This is a genomic window from Desemzia sp. FAM 23988 (assembly GCF_045528365.1).
Classification (GTDB): domain Bacteria; phylum Bacillota; class Bacilli; order Lactobacillales; family Carnobacteriaceae; genus Desemzia.
The window spans coordinates 17,635-39,981 of sequence record NZ_JBGQQS010000011.1 but is presented as its reverse complement, the minus strand read 5'-3'; the positions used below and the strand labels follow the sequence as shown (position 1 = coordinate 39,981).

The following is a 22,347-nucleotide window of genomic DNA, read 5'->3' as shown; positions in this document are numbered from 1 at the left end:
TACCGACTTAAGACATAGCAAATCATCGCTTTTATAACATGTTTGTTATAAAATAACTCTATAGAAAGATCATAGGAGCTTATATAAAAAAATACGAAATTGAGATTTATGAAGATCGTAATGGAAATAGCCAGATTCTAGAATGGATTCAATATTTAGATGCTCATCCTTCCAAACTCAATTCTTCTATGTTAAGAAAATTCTATTATCAAATTGAATGTTTAGAACATGAGGGTCCATTTGTAGGAGAACCTATTTCCAAGCAAATCGATGGAAAATTATGGGAGCTTCGTCCAGTTCCTAATAGAGTCTTTTTTGGTATCTTAGAAAATAATCAACTGATTTTACTGCATCAATTTCGGAAAAAATCTCAAAAAACTCCACGAAAAGAAATTGAACAGGCTAAACGCGAATACAATGATTGGATAAAAAGAAAAAGGAATGATTGAAATGAAATGGACAGAAGTAAAAAAGGATATTCAGAACATCTCTGAAGATGAAAAAAATGTAATAGAATTAATGGCTTCATTAGCGAGCATTCGTAAATCTAAACATATGACTCAGCAAGACGTGGCTGAAAAAGCCCAACTTTCTCAAGTACAAATTGCCAGAGCTGAAACACTAGCTCATACTCCTTCGATTGAAACAGTGGCTAAAATTGCAAACTCTTTAAATTTAGAACTTACTTTTGTAGATAAAAGTACTCATCAATTGATTGAACAATAAGAACCTTACAAAAAGGCACGGTCTCCCAATAAAGTAGGAGCCGTACCTTTTTTGCTTTTATACAATATCAATTTTAAATATCTCTTTAGTGATCTCTGTTTTGTCATTTGCATTTTCCATAACAAAATAATAGGTTTGGCTTACTTGATAATTGTTGCTTAGCAGCACAAATTTTTCATTAAATACACGATCTTCGCTTGACCCGTTTTCGCTATCAGCGATCAGTGTGACTTCATTGGAAATTTTTCTTCCTTTGCTGTCTTCGAAGTACAAGTTCAATCGTTTTTCTTTTTTCGCTTCACTGATTGGTTCAGGTTGTAAGAAATTCAACCAAACAACTGAATTGGCAATGGTACGAGTTTGGCTTACTAACGCTACTCCAACTTCTGGAATTTCATTCCGTCCTCGCTCCGTCTTGATACGCAACAATGGGACCATCATTTCTTGAGGCAAATGACCTCCGTGAACGTATTGGTAGCCGCCGCCTTGTAACGCAAATCGATTCATGCCTCTTGGAACCGTAACGTAGCCCTCCGTCTCTAACCGTTCAGATAACTGAAAGCTCAAGTTGCTGTACTCTTCTACGGACTTTTCAGATAAGATAAACCGTTTATTTTTTATCCAAGCATCTATGTCTTTTTCTACGACTACTTTTTCAGTCGGTTGCACTGAACTTCTCGTATACAAATATCCGTGGTCTGCTGTCACTAAAAATTGACTGGCGCTCACTTCAACAGTCAAACGACTCATGAGACGCTTGATTTGTTCAATGGATTCTTCGGTTGCTTGAAAAACTCCATGTTCAGTTGGTCGGTGATCTCCAATAGCGTCCACTCGGTTATGGTAAATGTAGACAACTTTTTTACCTGCTACTAGATTTCTCAGTTCTGCTTGATTCATTTGGTTCAATTGATCCGCTTGGACTGCAATAGAGTCTGGGTGGCCATTTTCCTTAAGAATAGCTTCTCGATTTGCTATTCCGCTTGTCGATTTGCCATCCACCAAAGCTTCGCCATTTTCCATTAGTTGAACTTTCTTGTGTGGCAATAAGCTGGCCATTCCGACTGCTGTAATAGAAGGCAGCTCTGTCTGGATCCAATCGATTTCTCCGTTGAATCGTTTTTCTTTCGTCAAATTCAAGAAGAGCTCTTTACCCGCTTCATACCTTAACCCGTCTGAAATAATGACAAAGACTCTTCGATCATTTTCTACAAATGGTTGTACCGTCGTACATTTATCGGTCTCATCCTAAAGACTCTCCTAACAAAATTTCTACGATATTTTTTTCTTTATTTTCTTTCAAATAATGCCGAACACTCGGACTAACGATAAGAGGTTGCAACTGTAGCCCTTCATCAGTAAACACTGCATATTCAGCGTCTACTAGTGTTTTATGATAAGCACTTGCTAAACGTTTTTTAGTGGCCTCTCCCCAATTTTTAATGACTTCATTTTGTTCAGATTTGGTTTCAAAAAAAGCCATTGTTTCCTTTGTGGTAAGATGCCATTCAATGATGATTAATTTATCCCATGCTACTTCGCGCATCCACTCATAAAACAGCTGATCTTTTTTCAAAAGAGCGTATAATAAAATAGCTTTACTAGTAGAAGGATCAGACTCAATAAAATGATCCATCAAAAAAAAATCTAGTTCTTTTAATCGTTTCAGAATTTCATTTAAAAACTTGATTGCTCTATCATTACTTGCTAACTGGAAAAGGTTTTCCTGAAGAACCATTTTTCTGATTTCTTCTGTAGCTATTCCTTGAACTATTAATCCAGCTATTTCTTTTGTTTCTTTATACAAAAAAGGACGGGTGTTCAATGTTGTAAGATACTTTTTTGTCGTCATTTTTTCTCTCTTTTCCTAATAATGTCGTTATTTCCATTATAGCATTTAGAATTAAGTCATAGAATGCATTATTGGATTTTCCTAGCGATTTACTCATGTATTTTTCACAGTTTAGAAAATAGAAATTCAAACCTAAAACAATAGCCCTTTTAAGTTTAAAACATCCCTCTATATAACACAGTTTGTTAGTTTAGCAACATTACTGTTATAAACGAAAAGAGCCTCATCAGGCATAAATCCTGATAAGGCCCTTTTAAATCATTGGAGCATCTTTCTCCTCTTATCCTCTTATCTCCCACAGCATTTCTTATACTTTTTGCCGCTGCCGCATGGGCAAGGATCATTACGGCCTACTTTCACTTCATTTACAATTGTTTTATGATTCAATGGATTTTTCGGCAGTGGAATAGCGAAATCAAGCAAATCCAGAAATTCTTCTCCAGATTCTTGTTTAAACATTGCCCAGTGTTTCAATTCACTAATAGTATCCTCAATCATTTGCAACTGTTTATTTTCTGTAGCCATAGTTAATACTTTTAACTTCCCATAGTTCATCATCATATCTACGAATTTTAAATCAATTAGAAAAGTGTCTACTTTTTCATCCTTAAAAGCTTTTTTTATCTCCTCATACAGTTCTCCTGGATAAATATCAGTAACAGTAGATATTAACAGCGTTAGTATAGTCATATTCTCTATCTTGTTAAAGAGTTCTCTATAATAAGCAATGATTTCTTCTCGTCGGATATTATTATTTAACGCCAAGACAGCTAATGCTTGTATAGCTTCAGCTCGGACATACTCATCAATTTTTTCATTTTCGATCAATTCTTTGATAGGCTCTAAATCATTTCCGCAAATGGAAGCTAAGATTCTGCCCCCATCCTCAACTATCGTATCTCCAAATAAATCGTGCGGTATTTCATCTGGCAAACTGAATAATTCAACCACAATTGGATAAACTGCTGTTACTTTAAATTGAGCTAACAGATAAATAGCATAAATATGCCCCACATAGTCTTTATCAGAAGAATAGGTTTCTGGATCATTTGCTGCTCTCTTAAGGGTATCCATCAACACAGGAATAGCTTCTTCTTTTCTAGCGATTATTTCTTTCAGTTCTTCTTCAGGGAAAGCTCTGTCAGCAATATATTCAATTTGCTTTATTATTTCATTGACTGCTTTTTTTGAAGATTCGGTAGGAGCTCGATTTGGTTCCTCTTTACCCTCTATACGGTTTAACTGATTTCTAAGCTTTTCTTCATCAAACTGCTCTTTCCCCCTTTTTAAATTAACGTATATTTCTTCTAGCAAAACCTCAGCAATCTGCTCTTTTGCTTCATGCTCGGTATATCCTGAAATAATAAGACGTTCGAAAGTTTCAGTTGTACACTTTGGTTCTTCCATCTTTAATTGATTGTCTACAACATCTAATATAATGTCTTTCAGCCCTTCATTTGCCATCATAAGCACCTCTCTTTTGATATAGCATAGACCTTAAGTTACCAATAGTTCTTTTCCAGCAGTTAGTTTACTGATACTGAAGCTTTTCCTAGTTATTTTGTTCTGGTTCTATTAGTCCTTCTTCTTCTGCTTGTTCCCAAGTTATCCCATACGGAATACCATTACTTGTATAACCGGCAATAAAATAAAAAATTTCATCTTGATCGTAATCGATTTCTTCTTTTTCCATGCTCTTTCTCTCCCTTTTATAAAAAAACAGTTGTTGCATAATGATTGATTTCAGCTTATCCAACTCTTTTTTCTCTATTAGAATTATAGCCTATTTTCGTATCTTTTTCTGCTAAAATAATATCAACTCAGTCTGAATTTTACTATATTAATTTGCTGATTTGTTCAGAAAGACAGAAAAAAATCTATTTCTGCAATATAGTAAATATTCACCTCCAACTTCAGATTCCACCACATGACGGAATCAAACCTGTAAATAGCTTCTATCCCTAAATAATCTCTTATGTGAACACAGCAAAAAAACTCACCAGAAATTTATTTTGAGACAACTTTTTCAATTTGCCAATTTAGTCTTTCACAATCCAAACTCATGCACTTTCTCCACTGCACGTTCTTCATCTTCTTGTAAATCACCATAGACTTGGTAAATTTCTACCGTCAGTTCATTTCCAGCTACATTGTATACGGCAAAGTTTTGGATCGTAGAATCACGATTATTGGAATGTGAATTTGCGAAAACAGCATCTTTTTGCGGCTGAGTTCCGTAAGCAAATAAATTGTTGTAGTAGTCTAGATTTTCTTGAGTCATCCACTCTAAATTCGGTCTTACTTCATGGATATGCTCCAATGATTTGCCATAAAGCTCGTCATACGCTTTTGTTCCGCCTGTATTTGGCAAAACAAATACTGTTCCTGAAAGATTTCTGTAATATTCAACATTGCTTTCATTTAATACAACTTCCGCTTGATCCACAGTCGCATTAGAGAAGTTTTCTTCTGTCGGCACAAAATTCAGTGATTTGGTTCTAGAAACTACAAGGTCATGACCTTGCAACGCTAAATCCACATCTAATTCGTCAATCATTTGCATAAATTTTTCTCTGACTTTTTGAACATCTTCATCTTGCAATGAGTGATACGATTTAGAATACAAAGGCTTATGATATGTTAAAGCCTATTTGTGTTTGAGGATTTCCATTCAGTGTCGTAATGATACGATTGGGTACATTATTGGTTTCAACTTCAGCTACTTCAGGTTTACTATCCAGCAGTTCACCGTTCGTATTAGTTGACTCTGTCACAGCAGATGAAGAGGATTCCGCTGAATCTGCCGATGAAGTGACTTCACATCCAAATAAGACCATTGGTACCAGCATCATCATGGTTGCAATTTTTGAAGACGAATATTTCTTATACTTTTTATGTATAGACATTATTTCCCTCCCAAAAATAGATTCTTTGCAGCTCTGCAACGAACTACCGTACATCTCTACTCTATACAACCAATGTATATTTTTCGCAAAAATGAACTGAAGTTTGAGTAAACTGGGTAAAAGGTTTAAAAGTACAAAAAAACTTCTCTTAAACCGCAGAAGTTTTTTGTGTATTTATTCTTTTTTCAGATACTCTGCTGCAGCACGGACTTCAATAGGCGTTACTTCATGCCCACTATCCAACATTTTCAGCTCCGTTGACGGAAATTGTTCAGTCAACTGTTTCGCTAATTTCATCACATCTCCAGGTACAGACAAGGGATCATTTGCGCCAACCGTTAGAAAAATACGGCTGTTTGAGCCCTTTTCAAAAGTGTATTCTAAATTCGATGGGTGTAATAAGACAATGTTTTCCGCAATGTCCGGACGTTTTTCTAGCAACCCTAAAACAAAGTTGGCTCCATTTGAATAGCCGATAAAAGTGATTTTAGCATCAGTCGGTTTTACTGTATCCCAAAGCGTTAAAAAAGCAGCGACTTTTTTGTTGAAATCATCGCGTTGCAGTTGTCTATTGACTAAAGGTTTGAAAAATCTTCTAGTTTCTCCAGCCCCTTCTTCACCAAGAAAACTGATGACAGAAGCATGAGGATCGATATCTCCGGTAACGGCTAATAAACTGTACTCATTGCCGCCAGTTCCATGAAACAAGACAAAAAATTCATTTGCTGAAGCAGGTATGTTAATATATTCCATAAGAAGTTCTCTCCAATCATTCATCTAAAGGATGTGCTAAATCACTATGATAAACCATTCCGTTATCCATCATGTTTCTGTTATGAATAGGGACATTGAAAAATCTTTTCAACTTTATCATAAACTACTCGGATTAGATTTGCTATTAAAAACAGTAAACCAAGATGATATAGAAATGTACCATTTATTTTTTGCGGATACTACAGGCAGACCAGGTACCGAATTCACGATTTTCCAAATGACCAACGGTGCGGATAAAGCATTCGGCACTAATTCAATCGAACGAACTGTTTTTGCAGTTCCTTCTGTTGAGGCTCTTTACTTTTGGGAAAAGCGCTTGAATGACTATGGTTTATTCAATTGCGAAATTGAAGATTACAACGACTCTAAGATCCTGCGTTTTGAAGATTATGATGGCGTGCAATTAGGTCTGGTACCTCTAAAAGGGTCTGGCTCTCCGAGTGATTATTTTGGTAGAGAGACTGCTGATATCTCCCTTGAAAATGCCATCGTCGGAATCGATTCGATTCATTTGAGAGTGCGTTATTCTTTGGCAACAACAACTATTCTAGAACAATTCTTTCATCTATCTGTCACGAAGCACCTGATGCAAGGTGATTTACCAGTAACCGTGTTATCAAAAGCAGATAGCTTCTTGAACCAAGAAATCCACGTGATAGAAGATAAACAGAATCCTTTGGAAATTCTTGGGATCGGAGGAGCTCATCATGTCGCTTTATCCGTGAAAAACAAAGACGCTTTGCAAGCAGTCGAAACATTAGTAGCCGACAAGAACTTTATTAATTCTGGGATCAAGAATCGTGAATTTTTCTATTCACTTTACTTTAGAGAACCCAATAATATCTTGATTGAAGTAGCCACTGAAGAAGTCGCTTTGGATAGAAGCGCCCCTGAATCTTATGATGATGCGGAATTTGACGATGTACCGCTAACCCTTCCCGACTTTTTAGAGCCGCGGAGAGCATTTATCGAGCACAATTTGTTCAAATAAAATCAGTTTAGGCAAAATAAAGAAGCCTTGCTTAAAACAAGGCTTCTTTATTTTGTCTATCTGTTCAATGGAAATCATTCAGTAGATCGAAACTGAAGGATTTTCTCTCGTTAAAGTTAAAACGCGGCTTTCAATTTTAAAATAAGTATCCACCAGATCTTTTAAATCAGCAATAGCTTCATTTGCACGCTGAACTTGGACAGAATTAATAGCCTCCATCACCAGTATCGCATCAGTTGTATGTTCTGTCAGCATTGTCCGTTGAGCTTCTCTCCAATTCAAACACCGGCAAATAGCCCCTGCATCATCGTAATAGATGATTTCTTCGGGCAATGCGGGTGAATCTGCTTCAGCTCCTAAAGGTCGGAACCCTTCTCCGCCTTGAGCTTTTCCAAGATGCAGGTTGCCTTGGATAGAATGCACATCTTCTCCACCACAAGGCAGTCCATAAGTTAGCGAGATACTATTGTAACTATCCACTAATGGATTAATCGGAGTAAAATCTCTATCTTGGCTTACCCTCTTTAACAAAGCTTCGATCGAAGAACGAGCTCCTTTTTTCGTTTTAAACTGACTAAATGCTTTTCGCCATTCAGCTACTACTGGATTGAGGCTAAACGTCTCTTCAGTCAGGTATTTCTGAGCTTCTTTTTTACCATTTTTTAGCAGATCAGTAAAATAAGCTCGACTTTCTTCACTGTTCTGATTATGGACATTTTTTACCGTCAACACCTTGATTTGAGCATCTGGAAACAATGCCCAAAAATCAGATTCTACTGTTATTTTTTTCATCGTTATCCCTCCACTCTATGGATCCTTTTGGTCATAATATAGTCTACCTGCTCATCGTTCCCCATGAAAAATGAGTGCGCACCCGTTTGAACAAATCCAAGGTTTTGATAAAACGCTATCGCTCCAAGATTTTCCTCCCATACTCCCAGCCAGATAGTTGTCTTTTGATATTCTTCTGCTAGTTCGAGAGCTTTATAAATCAGTTTTTTACCTAATCCTTTTCTCTTAAAGTTGGATTTAATGTAAATTCGTTCGACTTCTAAAGCATTTTCTTGTATGGTTTCAGTTTGCGCTTGGCCTGTGTTGATTTTTAAGTAACCCGCAAGTTCTGTTCCATCGTATAAGAAGTAGAACTCTGAACTGGGATTCTCTAATTCTCTTTTTAATTGATCGCTATTGTAAGCTTTGTTTAAATAATCCTGCAGATTTTGAGCTTCGTTCTGATCCAGAAAGGTATCGCTAAACGTTTCGATACTAATCTTTTGTAACTCTGCTAAATCCTCTAGTGTACATCTCTTGATTTCATCAGTCATCTCTCGTGTCCTTTCATATCTCTATTTTAATACTGTCTCTTATGTCCCTTTTTCACAGAGTCCCAATCGGTTTCTACATTCTTTCGAACTCTTTCCAAAAGAAACGAGATAGTTTCAGATTCTTCTTTTGAGAATCCCTTTAAAGCAACCTTGTTTGAGTAGCTGTTTTCTTTAAGAATTATAGTCGCAGTTTCTTTCCCTTTTTTAGTGGGGTAGAGCTTTTTGATTTTTTTGTTCTCAAGGTCTGGCATTTTTTCGATGAACCCATTGTCTTCTAGTTTTTTAACGGCTCTTGCTGCTGTTGTTCGGTCTACTTTGATCATTTCAGCCATTTTTTCTTGAATGATACCTGGATTTTCAACAATTCGCACTAGATACAAATATTGACCACGCGTCAAATCGTATTCTTTAAACTCAATATTCGCAATTGAATCCAATGCTCTGGCGATCACTCCGATATCCCTTAAAATTTCCGTCATATTTCTATCTCCTAAATTTTTCGTCTTCTGTTTTTATCTTAACCTCGTTTTGTTGTATTTGCAACAAAAAAATAATGATGCCGTATTTTATCCAATATTTTTATTCAAAAAAAAGACTCGGCTTCTCAAATGAGAAGCCAAGTCTTTATTCTAGTTTATTTTCCACTTATCAAGAACCAGCAACACCTAGTTTAAATAAAGCTTTATTGCCGCACCGGATTTTGTAGATTCCTATAAATGAGTGGTTTCGGCTTATCTGCTCTTCATCAATAACTGAATCGCTTGTTGGATACTTTCTTCACCTGTATGGCCATCTTTGATATTTGCTTGAACACATTCTACTAAGTTTTCTGCTACGATCAGACTGATGGCGCGGTCAATACTCGAACGGACAGCAGACAATTGGGTCACGATATCTGCACAATCCTTTTCTTCTTCAATCATTTTTAACACTCCATGCAATTGACCATCGGAGCGTTTTAAACGATTGACAATTTTTGCATCGTATTCCATTACACTCTTTCTCCTCTCCAAGCAGAAATTCCTCCCATTACGTTTGTAACTTTGTAGCCTTCTTTAGCTAATTGTTGGCAAGCCATGGAAGAACGCGCTCCTGAGTGACACATCACATAATACTCTTGGTTTTTATCTAATGTTTCTTTTGCAGTTGATAGATTGCTTAAAGGAACATGGACAGCGCCTTCTAAATGTCCATTCTCCCATTCATTCATTTCTCTCACATCTACTACAGGAAGGCTTTCTTTTTTCCATTTTTGTTCAAATTCCGGCATTGATATTGAATTATACATTAGTTTACCACCTTTTCTGCTCTAACTGTAGAGTAAAGCGCGAACGCTCCATCTAAGTTTTTCGCTTTATAGCCGTTTTGCTTTAAGATGCGCTCCGCAAGATAACTGCGCAACCCGCTGTGACAACTCACTATAATCGGCTGGTTTTTAGGAACTTCTGACAGTCGTTCTCTTAAACTATCTAAAGGAATATTAACCGCTCCTTTTAAGCGACCATTCTTTTCAAGCTCACTTTCATTTCGAACATCCAACAACAAATACCCTTCTTGTTGTTTGTCTTCTAATTCATGCCATTGTACAGAATCGCTTAACCCTTCCATCAGGTTCAATGCAGCGTATCCCGCCATGTTCACGGGATCTTTTGCTGAACCAAAAGGAGGTGCATACGTAAATTCTAATTCCGGCAAATCTTCGACAGTCATACCTGCTTTGATAGCCGTTGCCAAAATATCGATCCGTTTGTCTACCCCGTCTTCTCCAACAGCTTGGGCGCCAAAAATCTTTCCGGTAGTAGGGTGAAACAACAATTTCAATACAATTGTTCCCGCATTTGGGTAATAACCGGCATGGCTTTTTCCTTGGATATGCACTACTTCATAGGTTTCATCGTTCATTTGCAATTGTCTTTCATTCAGACCTGTTGAAGCTGCTGCCAAATGAAACACTCGAACGATGGCTGTTCCAATACTGCCTTTATTTTTCCGTTCCAAGTCGCTGATCACATCCGCCACTTGTCTACCTTGGCGATTTGCCGGAGAAGCTAGTGCGATCATCGTATCTTCGCCATTGATTTGTTGTCTGACCACAATAGCATCTCCAACAGCGTAAATGTCTTTTAAATTCGTTTCATAGTGTTCATTGACAACTATCCCGCCACGTACTCCAGTTTCAATACCAGCTGCTACAGCAAGTGTCGTTTCTGGTTTGACACCTACAGACATGAGCGTAAGATCACTTTCTAATCGCTCTCCGTTTTCCAGCACAATTACTTTACCAGCTTCTTCAAATGATTCAGCTGCCAGTCCTGTATACAGCTTGATGCCATTCGCTTCTAATTCTTTAGTAATATAAGCTGCCATTTCTTCATCAAATGGCGGCAATACTTGTGGAGCCTTTTCAACAATGGTGACTTCTAATCCCCGGTGTGCCAAACTTTCAGCCATTTCCAAACCGATAAATCCAGCTCCAATCACTACCGCTTTTTTAGGTTGATGAGCATCTATAAATTCAGTAATAGCGTCCACATCCGGTACTGAACGCAATATGAAGATATTTTGGGCTTCTTCTAGTCCTTCAGCTGGTGGTACAAACGGTTTAGCTCCAGGAGAAAGAATCAATTTGTCATAAGATAATGCATATTCATCTTCTCCTGATTGCACAGTGACTTCTTTTTGTGCTGAGTTTATTGCAATTGCTTCGCTATTAGGACGGACATCCAATTCAAATCGCGCTTGCAGAGCTGCTGGTGTTTGCACCAGCAAGTCGCTACGTTCTTCGATTTCTCCCGCAACGTAATAAGGCAACCCACAGTTAGCAAAGGATACATAAGGTCCTTTTTCCAACACAATGATTTCTGCCGTTTCATTCAAGCGTCTTAACCGAGTAGCTGCAGACATTCCTCCTGCTACTCCTCCAATAATCACGATTTTCATTAGTTTTTGCCTCCTCTTTTAGCTCCAGTCCACGACATCATTCCTCCGCGAACATTGATCACGTCATGCCCTTGTTTCAATAATACTTTTGCAGCTCTTTTACTGCGCATACCTGATTGACAGATGACATATGTTTTTCCTTTTGGAGTATAGCGATCTACTTTTCCTAATGGGACGTTTTTCGCTCCCGGGATATGTCCAGCCCGAAACTCACTTGGTTCACGTACATCAATAATCTGTGGTTTCTCAGATAATTGATGTTCTAATTCGTTAGTCGAAATGGTTGGTGTTCTGTTGAAAAACATGATTTTCCTCCTTAGTTAATGGGCTGCTATTTTTTCTGCTAAATACTCTTTTAACACTTCTTTTGGTTGGTACCCGACAATTTTTTCAATCGGCTGACCATCTTGATATAAAACCATTGTAGGAATACTCATGATTCCAAGTTGGCTGGCCGCTACATCATTTTCATCAATATTCAATTTAGCAATTTTGATGTTTGGTGTAAATTCTTCTTCCAGTTCTTCTAAAACAGGTCCCAGCATTTTACAAGGTCCACACCACGGAGCCCAAAAATCGACCAGTGTAAATCCTTTTTCTACTTCTGTTGCCAAACTTGTATCGGTTACTTTTACAGTCATCTTATTCTTTCCTCTCTGCGTGTTTTAGTGGTGATTTCTTTTTAATGAAAAATGGTTTGGGACAGGATCGTGTCCGCCTTTTACAAAAGGATGACACCGTAAAATACGCGATGTTCCCATTAAAGTTCCTTTAACTGCGCCATGTTTTTCGATTGCTTCAATAGCATAATGAGAACAAGTTGGATAGTAACGGCAGCTTGGTGCAAATAAAGGTGAAATACACTTTTGATACCCTTTTATGCTTTTTATAAGAAGTTTTTTCATTTTTATACCCCCGCCCGTATTACAAATTATACCCCTGGCGGTATAATTTGTAAAGTAAGATAGTTAATTATTTTTTGTTCAAATCTCTTCGTAAGGAAAACAAAAATACTCCCCCTTTAAGAAAAAATCTAAAGGAGGAGTATTTTAATAGAGTTTTTTTTACCAGCTGGCTTTTTTAACGCCAGGAATTTTACCATCATGAGCTAAATCTCTAAAAGTAATTCTGGATACGCCGAATTTACGCATGTAGCCTCTTGGTCGACCATCTACTGCATCACGGTTCTTTAAGCGTGTTGGTGAAGCATCACGTGGTAATTTTTGTAATCCAGCGTAGTCGCCGGCAGCTTTTAATTCTTTGCGCAACTCTGCATATTTTTCAACTGTTGCTTGTTGTCGTTTGCTTTTTGCAATTTTACTTTTCTTTGCCATTATTTTATCCTCTTTTCTTGTGTTAAATCGTAATTGTTTCGTTCCATCAGTTTATCCACTTACTTTATCATAGTAAATAAATTTCGTCAATACGCAATGTGCAGTTCAACCAAAATAAAGCCAATCTCCTATTCTCATGAGAGAATGACTTTATTTTTAATGATTGATTTTAGAAATCCTAGCAACTTTACTTAATGGAACTTTCACATATTACAGCTTTTTATTTTTTTACGGCAGCTCTAAGCAATCCTGCAAATAACGGATGCGGTGCGTTTGGCCGTGAAAGAAACTCAGGATGGTATTGGCTGGCAATAAAATAAGGATGATCTTTCAATTCTATCACTTCGACCAAGCGTTTATCAGGTGATAATCCTGAAAAGACTATGCCATGTTTCTCTAAACTTTCGCGATAAGCATTATTGAATTCATAGCGGTGACGGTGACGTTCATCAATAGATTCTTTTTGATACAACGAACGTGCCAAAGAGTCTTCTTCAAGCTCACATGGATACAATCCCAATCGCTGCGTACCGCCTAAATCTCCCAGCTCATCTTGGTCAGCCATTAAACTGATTATTGGATGTTTAGTTTCTGGATGTGTTTCCGTAGAATCAGCCTCTTTCAAGCCAACCACGTTCCGTGCAAATTCAATACACGCCAGTTGCATTCCCAAACAAATACCTAAAAATGGCACTTTATTTTCCCGTGCATATTGGATAGCAAACATTTTACCGTCCAATCCGCGACTCCCAAATCCGCCCGGAACCAGTATCCCGTCAGCATCTTTCAAAATATCAGCCACATTTTCCGCAGTAACCTCTTCCGAATTGATCCAGTCAATGTCTACTTTCCGATTCACTTGGTAACCAGCATGTTTCAAGGCTTCAACGACTGACAGATAAGCATCTGGCAGTGCGACATATTTTCCGACCAAGGCGATCCGGACTGTTTTTTGAAGCTGTTGGGTCTTAGTGACCAGCTCTTTCCAACTTGTCATATCGGGTTGTGGAGCTTGGATATTCAATTTGTCCAAAATGATGTCGTCCATTTTTTGTTCTTTTAACAATAGAGGGATTTCATAGATTGACGTTACATCTTGGTTTTCGATAATGGCTTCTTTTTCCACATCACAAAAGTTGGCGAGTTTAGTTTTTACGGAGTCAGGTAATTCGGTCTCTGTTCGAACCACTAACAGGTTTGGTTGGATTCCTAAGCTGCGCAGTTCTTTCACACTGTGTTGAGTAGGCTTTGTTTTCAATTCTTCAGCAGCTTTCAAATAAGGGACCAGTGTTACATGGATATAAAGAACATTCTCACTTCCGGCATCTTTTCTCATTTGACGTAACGCTTCTAAAAATGGAAGAGATTCAATATCTCCTACTGTTCCGCCGACCTCAGTAATCACGATATCTGAATCAGTGGATTCACCGGCGCGGACGATTTTGTTTTTGATTTCATTGGTGATGTGAGGAATCACTTGGACTGTTGCGCCCAAATAGTCCCCTTTGCGCTCCTTTTGGATAACATTGGAATAAATTTTACCTGTCGTCAAATTGGAGTATTGGTTCAAGCGAATGTCAATAAACCGCTCATAATGCCCTAGATCCAAATCTGTTTCCGTACCGTCATCCGTCACAAAAACTTCTCCATGTTGATAAGGACTCATTGTTCCAGGATCTACATTGATATACGGATCAAATTTTTGGATCGTCACCTTTAATCCGCGCTCTTTTAATAATTTTCCTAGCGATGCTGCTACAATACCTTTCCCGATTGAAGACACTACGCCTCCTGTAACAAATAAATATTTTGTCATGATAAATCCCCCTATTTCGATGTCGAGGGCAATAAAACAAAAAAATCCCCATTCCTTTCAGAACGGGGGGATTTGTTTATTTTATTGTGCTCACCTGTTTATTGGGAGCCCTTTTAAATATTACTTTTTTTCACCCTTCACGTCAACAAAAAAATTATTATTTTCCATTTGAGCATACTCACTTAGCTTTAATAGCAGTAAAATAGGATAAAGTCACAAAAAAATCATAGTAATAAAATCTAAATAGCGGTATACTACTTCGCGAAAAGAAAACGATTTACATAGCTGAGGAGGATATATAATGGGAAAACTTGAAGGGAAAGTCGCACTAGTTACCGGAGCTGCATCTGGAATGGGAAAATCGATTGCAGAATTGTATGCTGGAGAAGGTGCAAAAGTTGTCTTGACCGACTTTAACTTTGAAGGATTAGAATCTGTCACTAAAGACATTGTTTCTAACGGTGGCGATGCAATTGCTGTTCGAGCAGACATGTCTGAAGCAACTGATATTGAAAATATGATTGATACAGCTATCACAGAATACGGAACGTTGGATATCTTAGTCAACAACGCTGGAATTATGGATGGATTTGAACCAGTAGGCGAAATTACGGATGAAAAATGGGATCGTATCTTCGATGTAAATACTAAAGGTGTCATGCGCTCTATGCGTAAATCAATCAATTACTGGTTGGAAAATGATAAACAAGGAAATATCATCAACGTCATTTCTACAGGCGGGTTGAACGGTGCTCATGCTGGCGTAGTTTATGGGGCTTCAAAACATGCTGTTGTAGCGTTAACCAAAAATTCAGCTTACATGTATGCACAAAGCAACATCCGCGTGAATGGTATTGCTCCAGGAGCTGTAGCGACCAATATTGGTCACAGTATGACGAATGTAAGTGAATTTGGTGCCGCAAGAACTAAAGTTGTTCAAGGTGTCATTCCTAGCGTCGGAAAACCGGAAGATATTGGAGCCGTAGCACTTTTCTTGGGTACTGAAGAATCTAAATTTGTAAATGGTACGATTATTACAGCAGATGGCGGCTGGACAGCTGCGTTTTAATTTGAATTTACTATTAACTTAATAAATCAGCCCTCTATATAACCATTTATTTTGGTAGCTAGAGGGCTATTTTTTTGTACTATCGCCAAAATTTAGTATAGTTCGCCTTATCCATCATATTGAACTCAATCATCTTCTCCAGTAATGAGTAATCCATTGGCTTGTTCCATGGGATACGCACTATTCCTTTTGTATAGTCATAGCCGGCTTGCTTGATGGCTTCCTCGCAGTGGGTGATTCCTGCATTTTCAGGAGACACTGCCAAATGTTGCTTGGACACACTAAAGCCGATAATAAACGTACCATGATCCGTAAACATCGGTTGATTCCACTTGATGACAGTCGCTAATTGTGGATACTGCTCGGATACCCGCTGCAGTATTTCTTGTGTGCGTTCCCGGTGATCTGGATGATCGATTCCCGTTAAAAATTCTTCAAACTTTTCCATCATTTTCCCTCCAAATGAGAAAAACAGAAGTCTTTCCGGTTTAAGAAAAAATCTTCTGTTTTTGAGTCAAGTTATTTTGTTGATTCCAATAGCACTGTTAATTTCTTGCCGAATTCCATCCAGCTGTATTTAGCCCCTTCGATAGCCCCTTTAGCAGCTTTTGTTTCTTCACTGAAGCCCGTTTGTTCAAAGTGAAGAGCTGTTCCTTCCTCATTCGCTGTCAATGTCCATGTAACAGTGGTTGTTTCGCCAGCACTTGCCCAAGTATAAGATAATTTATGAGGCTCGTTTACTTCAATAACTTCTCCATTTACAATGCCATCCCAATACTCATTCGGTTCTGAACGAAATTGAAACTCTTGTCCTTCAACAGGTTTAAAATTATTGTCCCAGATCCATTGGGCAAGCATATCCGAATTGGTTAAGGCGCTCCAGACTACTTCGATTGGACTAGTTAATTGAAAATCTAACGTTACATCTGCTGTCATTTTTTGTTCCTCCAATAATTGATTTAATTTACTGATTCTTTCTTTCCAAAAATCTTCGTAGAAAGATACCCAATCTTTAATTTCTTTTAAGGGTGAAGCATTTAACCGATACCTAGTTTCTCTACCTACTTTTCTGCTAGTAACCAGATCAGCTTCTTTTAGAATATTCAAATGTTTAGAAATAGCTGTGCGTCCTATATCAAATTGAGCCGTTAAGTCGTAAAGCGGCAACTCATCAGCATCTGCCAAGATGCGAAGCAACTTCCGTCTGTTAGCATCAGAAACAGCTTCAAAGACACTTCTCTCTGCAGCTTTTTCGCTCAACATCATCCTCTCCTCACTACGTCTATCATTATACGACACTAAAAGGTGTCCTTTTCAATAACTATCATACGTCACACTGGATACTCTGTCAAATTCGAACTACCGGCTTTTTTAGTCTGTGGATTTTTAGAACAACTCTCTTCTCGAAGTATGATTAGCAACTCTTAGGGGGCTTCTGTTATACTAAAAATAAAAAGCGAGGATGAATACAATGGAAGCTGTTGAATTTGATTTTGTGGTGAAAGATAGTCTCAAGGCGATTGAATTATATGAAAAGATTTTTGCGGTTGAGCGTGTAGAAGTAACGGATTTTAAGACAGGTTCTAACGAGGCAGTTTTCACTATTTTTGGCACTCGTTTCCACATGCTGGATGAAAATCCTGAATACCAATTGGTGGCCCCTAAAGAAGGCGCGCCACAATCGTTTTGGTTCAATGTTATGGTCAACGATATTAATGAAACCTACCATAAAGCGATTGAACAAGGTTGTACAGAAATTCAAGGTGTCACTAAAATGGAAAACATGGGCATATCTAACGGAATTTTTTTAGATCCATTCGGTTATGTCTGGATGTTGCACGAAATCCATGAAGAAGTTAGTTTTGAAAAACGTATAGAGATCTTAAGCGAAGATTTTGAATAGACTGTAAGCTCTTCAATATTTGAGTCACAACTAACTGATAAAATTTTATGCATAGAGCACAAGACATAAATCTTTGTGACCACTGAATACAAATAGAACTTCTCTGCTGAGGAAAAGCTCCTCAACAGGGAAGTTCTATTTGTAGGCATGTGATCAAACTCTTGAAACGCATTTAACAGTATTTATTCTATAACTTTTTAATTGTTTCAACCTATTATTTATCTCTATACAGCTCTAAAAAATGATTAATTTTTCTTAAGATGTACTTTTTGATAGATTTTTTTAGTGATTACCGGTGTCACAATGACCATCACAATTGAGGCGGTCAAGACTTGTGCAGATGCGTCTGATACATAGGCATCTAAGCCTGGATTTGCGGCAGCTATAACCACTGGGAATGCAGCAGACACACCTGCTACAGCATTCATAGACATAGCAGAAACCCCATCACTTTTTGCAAGTGTTTTATCCGCTATTACTAACAGACTCATCAAAATGTAAAATACAACCACCAGTAAGATTCCAGATAAACCAGCTTGAAACGCATCAATCAAATTCATCCCTTGACCGGTTTTCCATCCAAGAAACGGTATTAAAATACTTGTCCCACTACCAAAAAAGACTCTAGAATCATGATCAAGATTCCCTAAAATAATTCCCAGTAGTAACGGAATCAGTGTGGAGATGATCGGCATCCAACTTACTGTTCCTCCTCCAGAAACGGCGTAAACAAGTAAAGGCAGTGCAGGGATAGCAAATAAACTAACTACCCCAAAAGCACCTCTGTCCACCTCATCACCATAGTCACTAACCAGTGAAAGATAGAGGGCTGGATTTATACTGCTCAAAGCCACAACAAAAGCTAAAGCACTAATTCCAAATATTCCTTCTTGTCCAAAGAAGTTCATATAAAGTAAACCCGCTGCAATCGTTAGGATTATTTTTACTAATAAGACAACTCCATGATGTTTTAGAAGTTTTGAAACACTCTTAATATCTATCCCAACTCCCGAACAAAAAGTGATCATCCCAATAATAAAGTTGATACTGCTTCCCCCAAGGAAATCTTGCGTAATACCGCCTATATTGAATAAGTTCGGCCAAAAAGTATAGATAAACGCGCTGACCAGCATGGAAATAAGAAATGTCCCTGCTGGTACTTTTTTCATGAGCTTCATCATTATACTCACCTTTCTTGTTTGTTTTAGTCTTATTATATAGAATTGCTTTCAATTGTCCCAATATTACTGCTTTGTTAAAGAGGTTTACTGTTTATATTTCGCAATCCGTCATATAAATATACTAATTCTCTATCCCCTGAAACATTGAAATCTAGATGACAGATTAAAAGGTGTTTTAGGTTAGGTAAAGTCAATGGACCCTATCGACGCCTTTTAATGTCTTATTTAATTGCGAAGTTGTATGATGAAGACAGATGAAAGGGGACATGTATGATGAATAAAGAAGCACGTATTAAAATTCTACAAGATATTGTGAAAATCAAATCTGTCAATGATAATGAGAAAGATGTAGCCGATTATCTAGAAAAATTATTCACTGCTAACAGCATTAAATCTAAGCATGTCGCTTATAACGAAACCCGTCATAACTTAGTTGCCGAATACTCTAATGGCGAAGGGAAGGTTTTAGGAATCAGCGGGCACGAAGATGTAGTAGCGCCTGGAGAGGAAAGCGAATGGAAATTCCCACCCTTCTCGGGACAGATTGATGGCGACAAATTATATGGTCGCGGTTCGACGGATATGAAATCTGGATTAGCTGCTTTAGCCATCGCAATGATTGAACTGAAAAATGAAGAGACTGATTTTAATGGGACGATTCGTTTCATGGCTACTGTAGGCGAAGAAGTCGGAGCTTTAGGTTCTACTTTATTAGCTGAAGAAGGCTATGCTGACGATCTTGATGGTTTATTAATTGGCGAACCTGTAGATGTTGCAGCCTATACCCATAAAGGTTCTTTAAACTATTCCATTGTGTCTCACGGTAAATCTTCTCATAGTTCTATGCCAGATGAAGGAATCAATTCCATTACAAATATGAGTAAATTTATCCAACGTTTCAATAAAGAATTTAATAAAGTTACTAATGATTATAGTAATGATGTACTAGGGACTGTAGCAGCAAGTGTGACCATTATTAATGGCGGAGATCAAGTAAACAGTATTCCCGCTACGACAACAGTACAAGGGAATATCCGTACCATTCCTGAATTCGATAATACAAAAGTGAAAGAATTGTTGAAGGAAATCGTGGATGAACTGAACCAAGAAAATAATGTAGACCTTGAGTTGAAAATTGACTATGACTTGAATTCAGTGGAATCGGATAAAAATTCTGATTTAGCGAAAGCTGTTTTAGCCCATACAAATGCTAAAACTGGTGGTATCTCTCCTGTAACAGATGCTGCTGCCTTTACTCAAACGGATAATCAATTTGATGTGGTGATTTATGGCCCTGGAGTAACCACCCTGCCGCACCAGTTAGATGAGTATGTGTCGATTGAAGATTATTTATCTAAGATTGAAGAATACAAAGCGATCATCAAAGAATATTTAAAATAGGCTAGTTCGATGGCAACAGTTGCGCATATTTACAACCACCTAACTTCATATATATGTTATTGGTAAGTATCATCGACTTTTTTACTAAACAAAGGTAACTAACTATTTTTAGCAACCATGTGAATTATCATCTTATGGTTGCTTTTCTTATCTATGCTCCAAGGACGAATGTTATCCCAACTAAGCGACCTCAAAAAGTGACCGCATCATTATTCCTCCCTCATTTGTAACCTGTCCTTGTTCATGAGATAATAAGATATTATGTTAGGCTTTTTTGAAGTACATAATGACTAAAATAGGGGGTCAGGAATATGTTACAAAAACTGAGTACTATCGGATTCGTCAACAGTCATAAAACTGGGGAGAAACGGATTGCCTTGCTGCCTAAAGATATTGTACAACTGCAACATCGAGAAGCACTTTTTTTTGAAAAAGGTTATGGAAGCGCTTTGAATATATCAGATACTGAATATACCGCTTTAGGTTGTCAGATTGTCTCGAGAGAAACGGCGTTGGCTCAAGATATCGTTTGCGATCCAAAAATTGGAGACGCTGACTTTTTAGAAGATTTACAGCCAGGTCAAACCATTTTTGGTTGGGTACATGCGGTACAAAATAAAGAGGTGACCGATCTACTCATCGCAAATAAAATCTCTGCGTATGCTTGGGAAGATATGTATGAGGACAACAGACATTCTTACTGGCGCAATAATGAACTGGCTGGCGAAGCAGCTGTCATGCATGCCTATCAATTAAGCGGACTTATGCCGTATGATACCAAAGTAGCACTTATCGGACGCGGAAATACGGCTCGTGGTGCTCAACGTATTTTGATTGGTTTAGGTGCTGACGTCCGCGTTTATAATCGCCGTCAAGAAAGCTTGTTCCGAAAAGAAATGACTGAATTTGATGTCATTGTGAATGCTGTTCTTTGGGATACTGCCCGTGAAGATCATCTTGTGTATCAAACTGATTTACAATACCTCAAACCAGGTACGATGATTATCGATGTTAGCTGTGATGAACATGGTGCCATCGAGACCACTATACCTACTACTTTAAGCAGTCCTACTTACGAAATCGACCATGTGCTTCACTATGCTGTCGATCATACACCAACGATTTTTTACCGTTCTTCTTCAAACGCGATTTCAAATGAAACCGCTAAATATATTGATGACTTAGTTGAGAGTCGTTCTAACACCATTTTAGAAGATGCGCTGATTATTGAGCGAGGACATATTTTGGACGAACACATTAACGAGTTTCAAAATAGATCTACCACAGATACAATCATCGAAATTATAGACAGAGAAAATCCTGCAGCAACCATTTAAGTATTAAAGAGCTGATATGAATTCGGACTGCTACCGAATTCATGGCAGCTCTTTTTTCGCCGTTTAAACGTCAAGTTTTAAATGAGCAAACACTTTTTTAATCCAAATCACCTTGTAATCGTAAATCGAACGCTATAATATGAACGTTAAGTCCAGAAACAGAAAGAGGCAGCGTTACTATGAAAATTATTAAAGAAGAACCAGCCAATATAGAAGAATTAAAAATAAAAGCCAACACAAAAGATAGTTGGGAAACTAGAATGGAAGCCGTAAAAGAATTGGCTAAATATGATTGTCAAAAATCAAGATACATCTTAACCAAACTAGCAACAAGCGACCGAGTGTTTGCCGTTAAAGAAGCTGCTTTTTATGCCGCACGATTTATGGGTGTGACTGAAAAAGGTGTACCCTTAAAAACGCCAAGAAAAAAACTGGGTTACGACGGAAAAGCTTATACGAAAATTTTCAGCCGTGTGAAAAGAGATACACAGATGGAAGAATTTGATTTAGCTGTTTTTAAAAAGCAATTCCAAGTTGTCTCTCCTGAAATGTATGATGTGATGCAATACGAAAAACAAGAAGACTTTGATTTGTGGATTGCTGATTCTTATGCGAATCTAGGTTAAACTTTACTATAAAAAAGGCATTTCCACCGGATATTTAGAGTCGGTGGAAATGCCTTTTTTACTTCGCTTGTATGCCTAAGCTGCTATTTTCAGTTTATTCTTCAAGTGAGTTTTATTTTATATGTCACTTGATGAGTAAAGTGGATTTATTACTCAAGTAAGTCTT

At 37.7% G+C, this 22,347-nt stretch carries 27 protein-coding genes and 2 pseudogenes; 8 read left to right on the top strand and 21 right to left on the bottom strand.

Features of this window, described 5'->3' with window-relative positions:
- Positions 1–68: 68 nt before the first annotated feature.
- Both ACEN4L_RS07865 and ACEN4L_RS07860 read left to right on the top strand, forming a co-directional pair.
- Positions 69–449, top strand: coding sequence for a type II toxin-antitoxin system RelE/ParE family toxin (locus tag ACEN4L_RS07865; protein WP_407102131.1), 381 nt, complete (start codon positions 69–71; stop codon positions 447–449).
- A 1-nt stretch (position 450) separates the two neighbouring features.
- Positions 451–726: a helix-turn-helix domain-containing protein gene (locus ACEN4L_RS07860; protein ID WP_407096573.1), complete on the top strand. Its 276-nt coding sequence runs from the start codon at positions 451–453 to the stop codon at positions 724–726.
- Between the two features lie 57 nt (positions 727–783).
- On the opposite strand, the pseudogene pglZ reads toward ACEN4L_RS07860, so the two are convergent.
- From pglZ to ACEN4L_RS07825, 7 genes and pseudogenes are all read right to left on the bottom strand, one after another.
- Positions 784–1,941: pseudogene (pglZ, locus tag ACEN4L_RS07855) on the bottom strand (BREX-1 system phosphatase PglZ type A); the annotation flags it as partial.
- Positions 1,942–1,969: 28 nt separating this feature from the next.
- Positions 1,970–2,578 carry a DUF1819 family protein gene (locus ACEN4L_RS07850; protein ID WP_407096574.1) on the bottom strand — a complete coding sequence of 203 codons (609 nt, stop codon included), beginning with the start codon at positions 2,576–2,578 and terminating at the stop codon, positions 1,970–1,972.
- A gap of 288 nt (positions 2,579–2,866) precedes the next feature.
- Positions 2,867–4,045 (bottom strand): DUF1186 domain-containing protein, encoded by a 1,179-nt coding sequence (locus tag ACEN4L_RS07845; RefSeq protein ID WP_407096575.1) that lies wholly within the window; start codon positions 4,043–4,045, stop codon positions 2,867–2,869.
- A gap of 85 nt (positions 4,046–4,130) precedes the next feature.
- Entirely contained in the window at positions 4,131–4,271 is a 141-nt protein-coding gene (locus ACEN4L_RS07840; protein WP_407096576.1) for a hypothetical protein, read from the bottom strand.
- Positions 4,272–4,625: 354 nt separating this feature from the next.
- Positions 4,626–5,141 carry a hypothetical protein gene (locus ACEN4L_RS07835; protein ID WP_407096577.1) on the bottom strand — a complete coding sequence of 172 codons (516 nt, stop codon included), beginning with the start codon at positions 5,139–5,141 and terminating at the stop codon, positions 4,626–4,628.
- Positions 5,142–5,208: 67 nt separating this feature from the next.
- On the bottom strand, positions 5,209–5,484 hold the full coding sequence (locus ACEN4L_RS07830; RefSeq protein ID WP_407096578.1) for a hypothetical protein: 276 nt from the start codon (positions 5,482–5,484) through the stop codon (positions 5,209–5,211).
- 174 nt (positions 5,485–5,658) lie between these two features.
- Positions 5,659–6,237, bottom strand: coding sequence for an alpha/beta hydrolase (locus ACEN4L_RS07825; RefSeq protein ID WP_407096579.1), 579 nt, complete (start codon positions 6,235–6,237; stop codon positions 5,659–5,661).
- Between the two features lie 46 nt (positions 6,238–6,283).
- On the opposite strand from ACEN4L_RS07825, the gene ACEN4L_RS07820 reads away from it, so the two are divergent.
- Positions 6,284–7,249 (top strand): VOC family protein, encoded by a 966-nt coding sequence (locus tag ACEN4L_RS07820; protein WP_407096580.1) that lies wholly within the window; start codon positions 6,284–6,286, stop codon positions 7,247–7,249.
- 78 nt (positions 7,250–7,327) lie between these two features.
- Here the strand turns inward: ACEN4L_RS07820 and ACEN4L_RS07815 are convergent, their stop codons facing one another.
- The 11 genes and pseudogenes from ACEN4L_RS07815 to ACEN4L_RS07765 form a co-directional block, all read right to left on the bottom strand.
- Positions 7,328–8,041 carry a B3/4 domain-containing protein gene (locus ACEN4L_RS07815; RefSeq protein WP_407096581.1) on the bottom strand — a complete coding sequence of 238 codons (714 nt, stop codon included), beginning with the start codon at positions 8,039–8,041 and terminating at the stop codon, positions 7,328–7,330.
- A gap of 2 nt (positions 8,042–8,043) precedes the next feature.
- Positions 8,044–8,574, bottom strand: a complete 531-nt coding sequence (locus tag ACEN4L_RS07810) for a GNAT family N-acetyltransferase (protein ID WP_407096582.1) — start codon at positions 8,572–8,574, stop codon at positions 8,044–8,046.
- A gap of 26 nt (positions 8,575–8,600) precedes the next feature.
- Positions 8,601–9,053 carry a MarR family transcriptional regulator gene (locus ACEN4L_RS07805; protein ID WP_407096583.1) on the bottom strand — a complete coding sequence of 151 codons (453 nt, stop codon included), beginning with the start codon at positions 9,051–9,053 and terminating at the stop codon, positions 8,601–8,603.
- Positions 9,054–9,305: 252 nt separating this feature from the next.
- The gene (locus ACEN4L_RS07800; RefSeq protein ID WP_079650570.1) at positions 9,306–9,566 is read right to left on the bottom strand and encodes a metal-sensitive transcriptional regulator; all 261 of its coding nucleotides are present in this window, start codon (positions 9,564–9,566) and stop codon (positions 9,306–9,308) included.
- A complete protein-coding gene (locus ACEN4L_RS07795; RefSeq protein ID WP_407096584.1) occupies positions 9,566–9,862 on the bottom strand; it encodes a rhodanese-like domain-containing protein in 297 nt (98 codons plus the stop codon). Before ACEN4L_RS07795 ends, ACEN4L_RS07800 begins: the two co-directional genes overlap by 1 nt.
- Positions 9,862–11,514: an FAD-dependent oxidoreductase gene (locus tag ACEN4L_RS07790; protein ID WP_407096585.1), complete on the bottom strand. Its 1,653-nt coding sequence runs from the start codon at positions 11,512–11,514 to the stop codon at positions 9,862–9,864. The genes ACEN4L_RS07795 and ACEN4L_RS07790 overlap by 1 nt, the downstream gene beginning before the upstream one ends.
- On the bottom strand, positions 11,514–11,819 hold the full coding sequence (locus ACEN4L_RS07785) for a rhodanese-like domain-containing protein (RefSeq protein WP_407096586.1): 306 nt from the start codon (positions 11,817–11,819) through the stop codon (positions 11,514–11,516). Before ACEN4L_RS07785 ends, ACEN4L_RS07790 begins: the two co-directional genes overlap by 1 nt.
- A 15-nt stretch (positions 11,820–11,834) precedes the next feature.
- Positions 11,835–12,161: pseudogene (trxA, locus tag ACEN4L_RS07780) on the bottom strand (thioredoxin); the annotation flags it as partial.
- An 18-nt stretch (positions 12,162–12,179) separates the two neighbouring features.
- Complete coding sequence (gene yidD / locus ACEN4L_RS07775) at positions 12,180–12,419, bottom strand: membrane protein insertion efficiency factor YidD (RefSeq protein WP_407096587.1); 240 nt, start codon at positions 12,417–12,419, stop codon at positions 12,180–12,182.
- Between the two features lie 159 nt (positions 12,420–12,578).
- Positions 12,579–12,848: a 30S ribosomal protein S14 gene (gene rpsN, locus ACEN4L_RS07770; RefSeq protein ID WP_407096588.1), complete on the bottom strand. Its 270-nt coding sequence runs from the start codon at positions 12,846–12,848 to the stop codon at positions 12,579–12,581.
- A gap of 220 nt (positions 12,849–13,068) precedes the next feature.
- Positions 13,069–14,664 (bottom strand): CTP synthase, encoded by a 1,596-nt coding sequence (locus ACEN4L_RS07765; protein WP_407096589.1) that lies wholly within the window; start codon positions 14,662–14,664, stop codon positions 13,069–13,071.
- Positions 14,665–14,965: 301 nt separating this feature from the next.
- Here ACEN4L_RS07765 and ACEN4L_RS07760 point away from each other — a divergent pair, with 301 nt between their 5' ends.
- A complete protein-coding gene (locus tag ACEN4L_RS07760; RefSeq protein WP_407096590.1) occupies positions 14,966–15,733 on the top strand; it encodes an SDR family oxidoreductase in 768 nt (255 codons plus the stop codon).
- Between the two features lie 79 nt (positions 15,734–15,812).
- Here ACEN4L_RS07760 and ACEN4L_RS07755 read toward each other — a convergent pair whose 3' ends face one another.
- Entirely contained in the window at positions 15,813–16,181 is a 369-nt protein-coding gene (locus ACEN4L_RS07755) for an iron chaperone (protein ID WP_407096591.1), read from the bottom strand.
- Positions 16,182–16,252: 71 nt separating this feature from the next.
- Positions 16,253–16,993: a metalloregulator ArsR/SmtB family transcription factor gene (locus tag ACEN4L_RS07750; protein ID WP_407096592.1), complete on the bottom strand. Its 741-nt coding sequence runs from the start codon at positions 16,991–16,993 to the stop codon at positions 16,253–16,255.
- A gap of 211 nt (positions 16,994–17,204) precedes the next feature.
- Here ACEN4L_RS07750 and ACEN4L_RS07745 point away from each other — a divergent pair, with 211 nt between their 5' ends.
- A complete protein-coding gene (locus tag ACEN4L_RS07745; RefSeq protein WP_079650724.1) occupies positions 17,205–17,636 on the top strand; it encodes a VOC family protein in 432 nt (143 codons plus the stop codon).
- Between the two features lie 245 nt (positions 17,637–17,881).
- Here ACEN4L_RS07745 and ACEN4L_RS07740 read toward each other — a convergent pair whose 3' ends face one another.
- Entirely contained in the window at positions 17,882–18,805 is a 924-nt protein-coding gene (locus tag ACEN4L_RS07740; RefSeq protein WP_407096593.1) for a 2-keto-3-deoxygluconate permease, read from the bottom strand.
- Positions 18,806–19,090: 285 nt separating this feature from the next.
- On the opposite strand from ACEN4L_RS07740, the gene ACEN4L_RS07735 reads away from it, so the two are divergent.
- From ACEN4L_RS07735 to ACEN4L_RS07725, 3 genes are all read left to right on the top strand, one after another.
- Positions 19,091–20,218, top strand: coding sequence for an ArgE/DapE family deacylase (locus tag ACEN4L_RS07735; RefSeq protein ID WP_407096594.1), 1,128 nt, complete (start codon positions 19,091–19,093; stop codon positions 20,216–20,218).
- 311 nt (positions 20,219–20,529) lie between these two features.
- Positions 20,530–21,555, top strand: coding sequence for a N(5)-(carboxyethyl)ornithine synthase (locus tag ACEN4L_RS07730; protein WP_407096595.1), 1,026 nt, complete (start codon positions 20,530–20,532; stop codon positions 21,553–21,555).
- 179 nt (positions 21,556–21,734) lie between these two features.
- Positions 21,735–22,181 carry a HEAT repeat domain-containing protein gene (locus ACEN4L_RS07725; protein WP_407096596.1) on the top strand — a complete coding sequence of 149 codons (447 nt, stop codon included), beginning with the start codon at positions 21,735–21,737 and terminating at the stop codon, positions 22,179–22,181.
- Positions 22,182–22,347 lie beyond the last annotated feature (166 nt).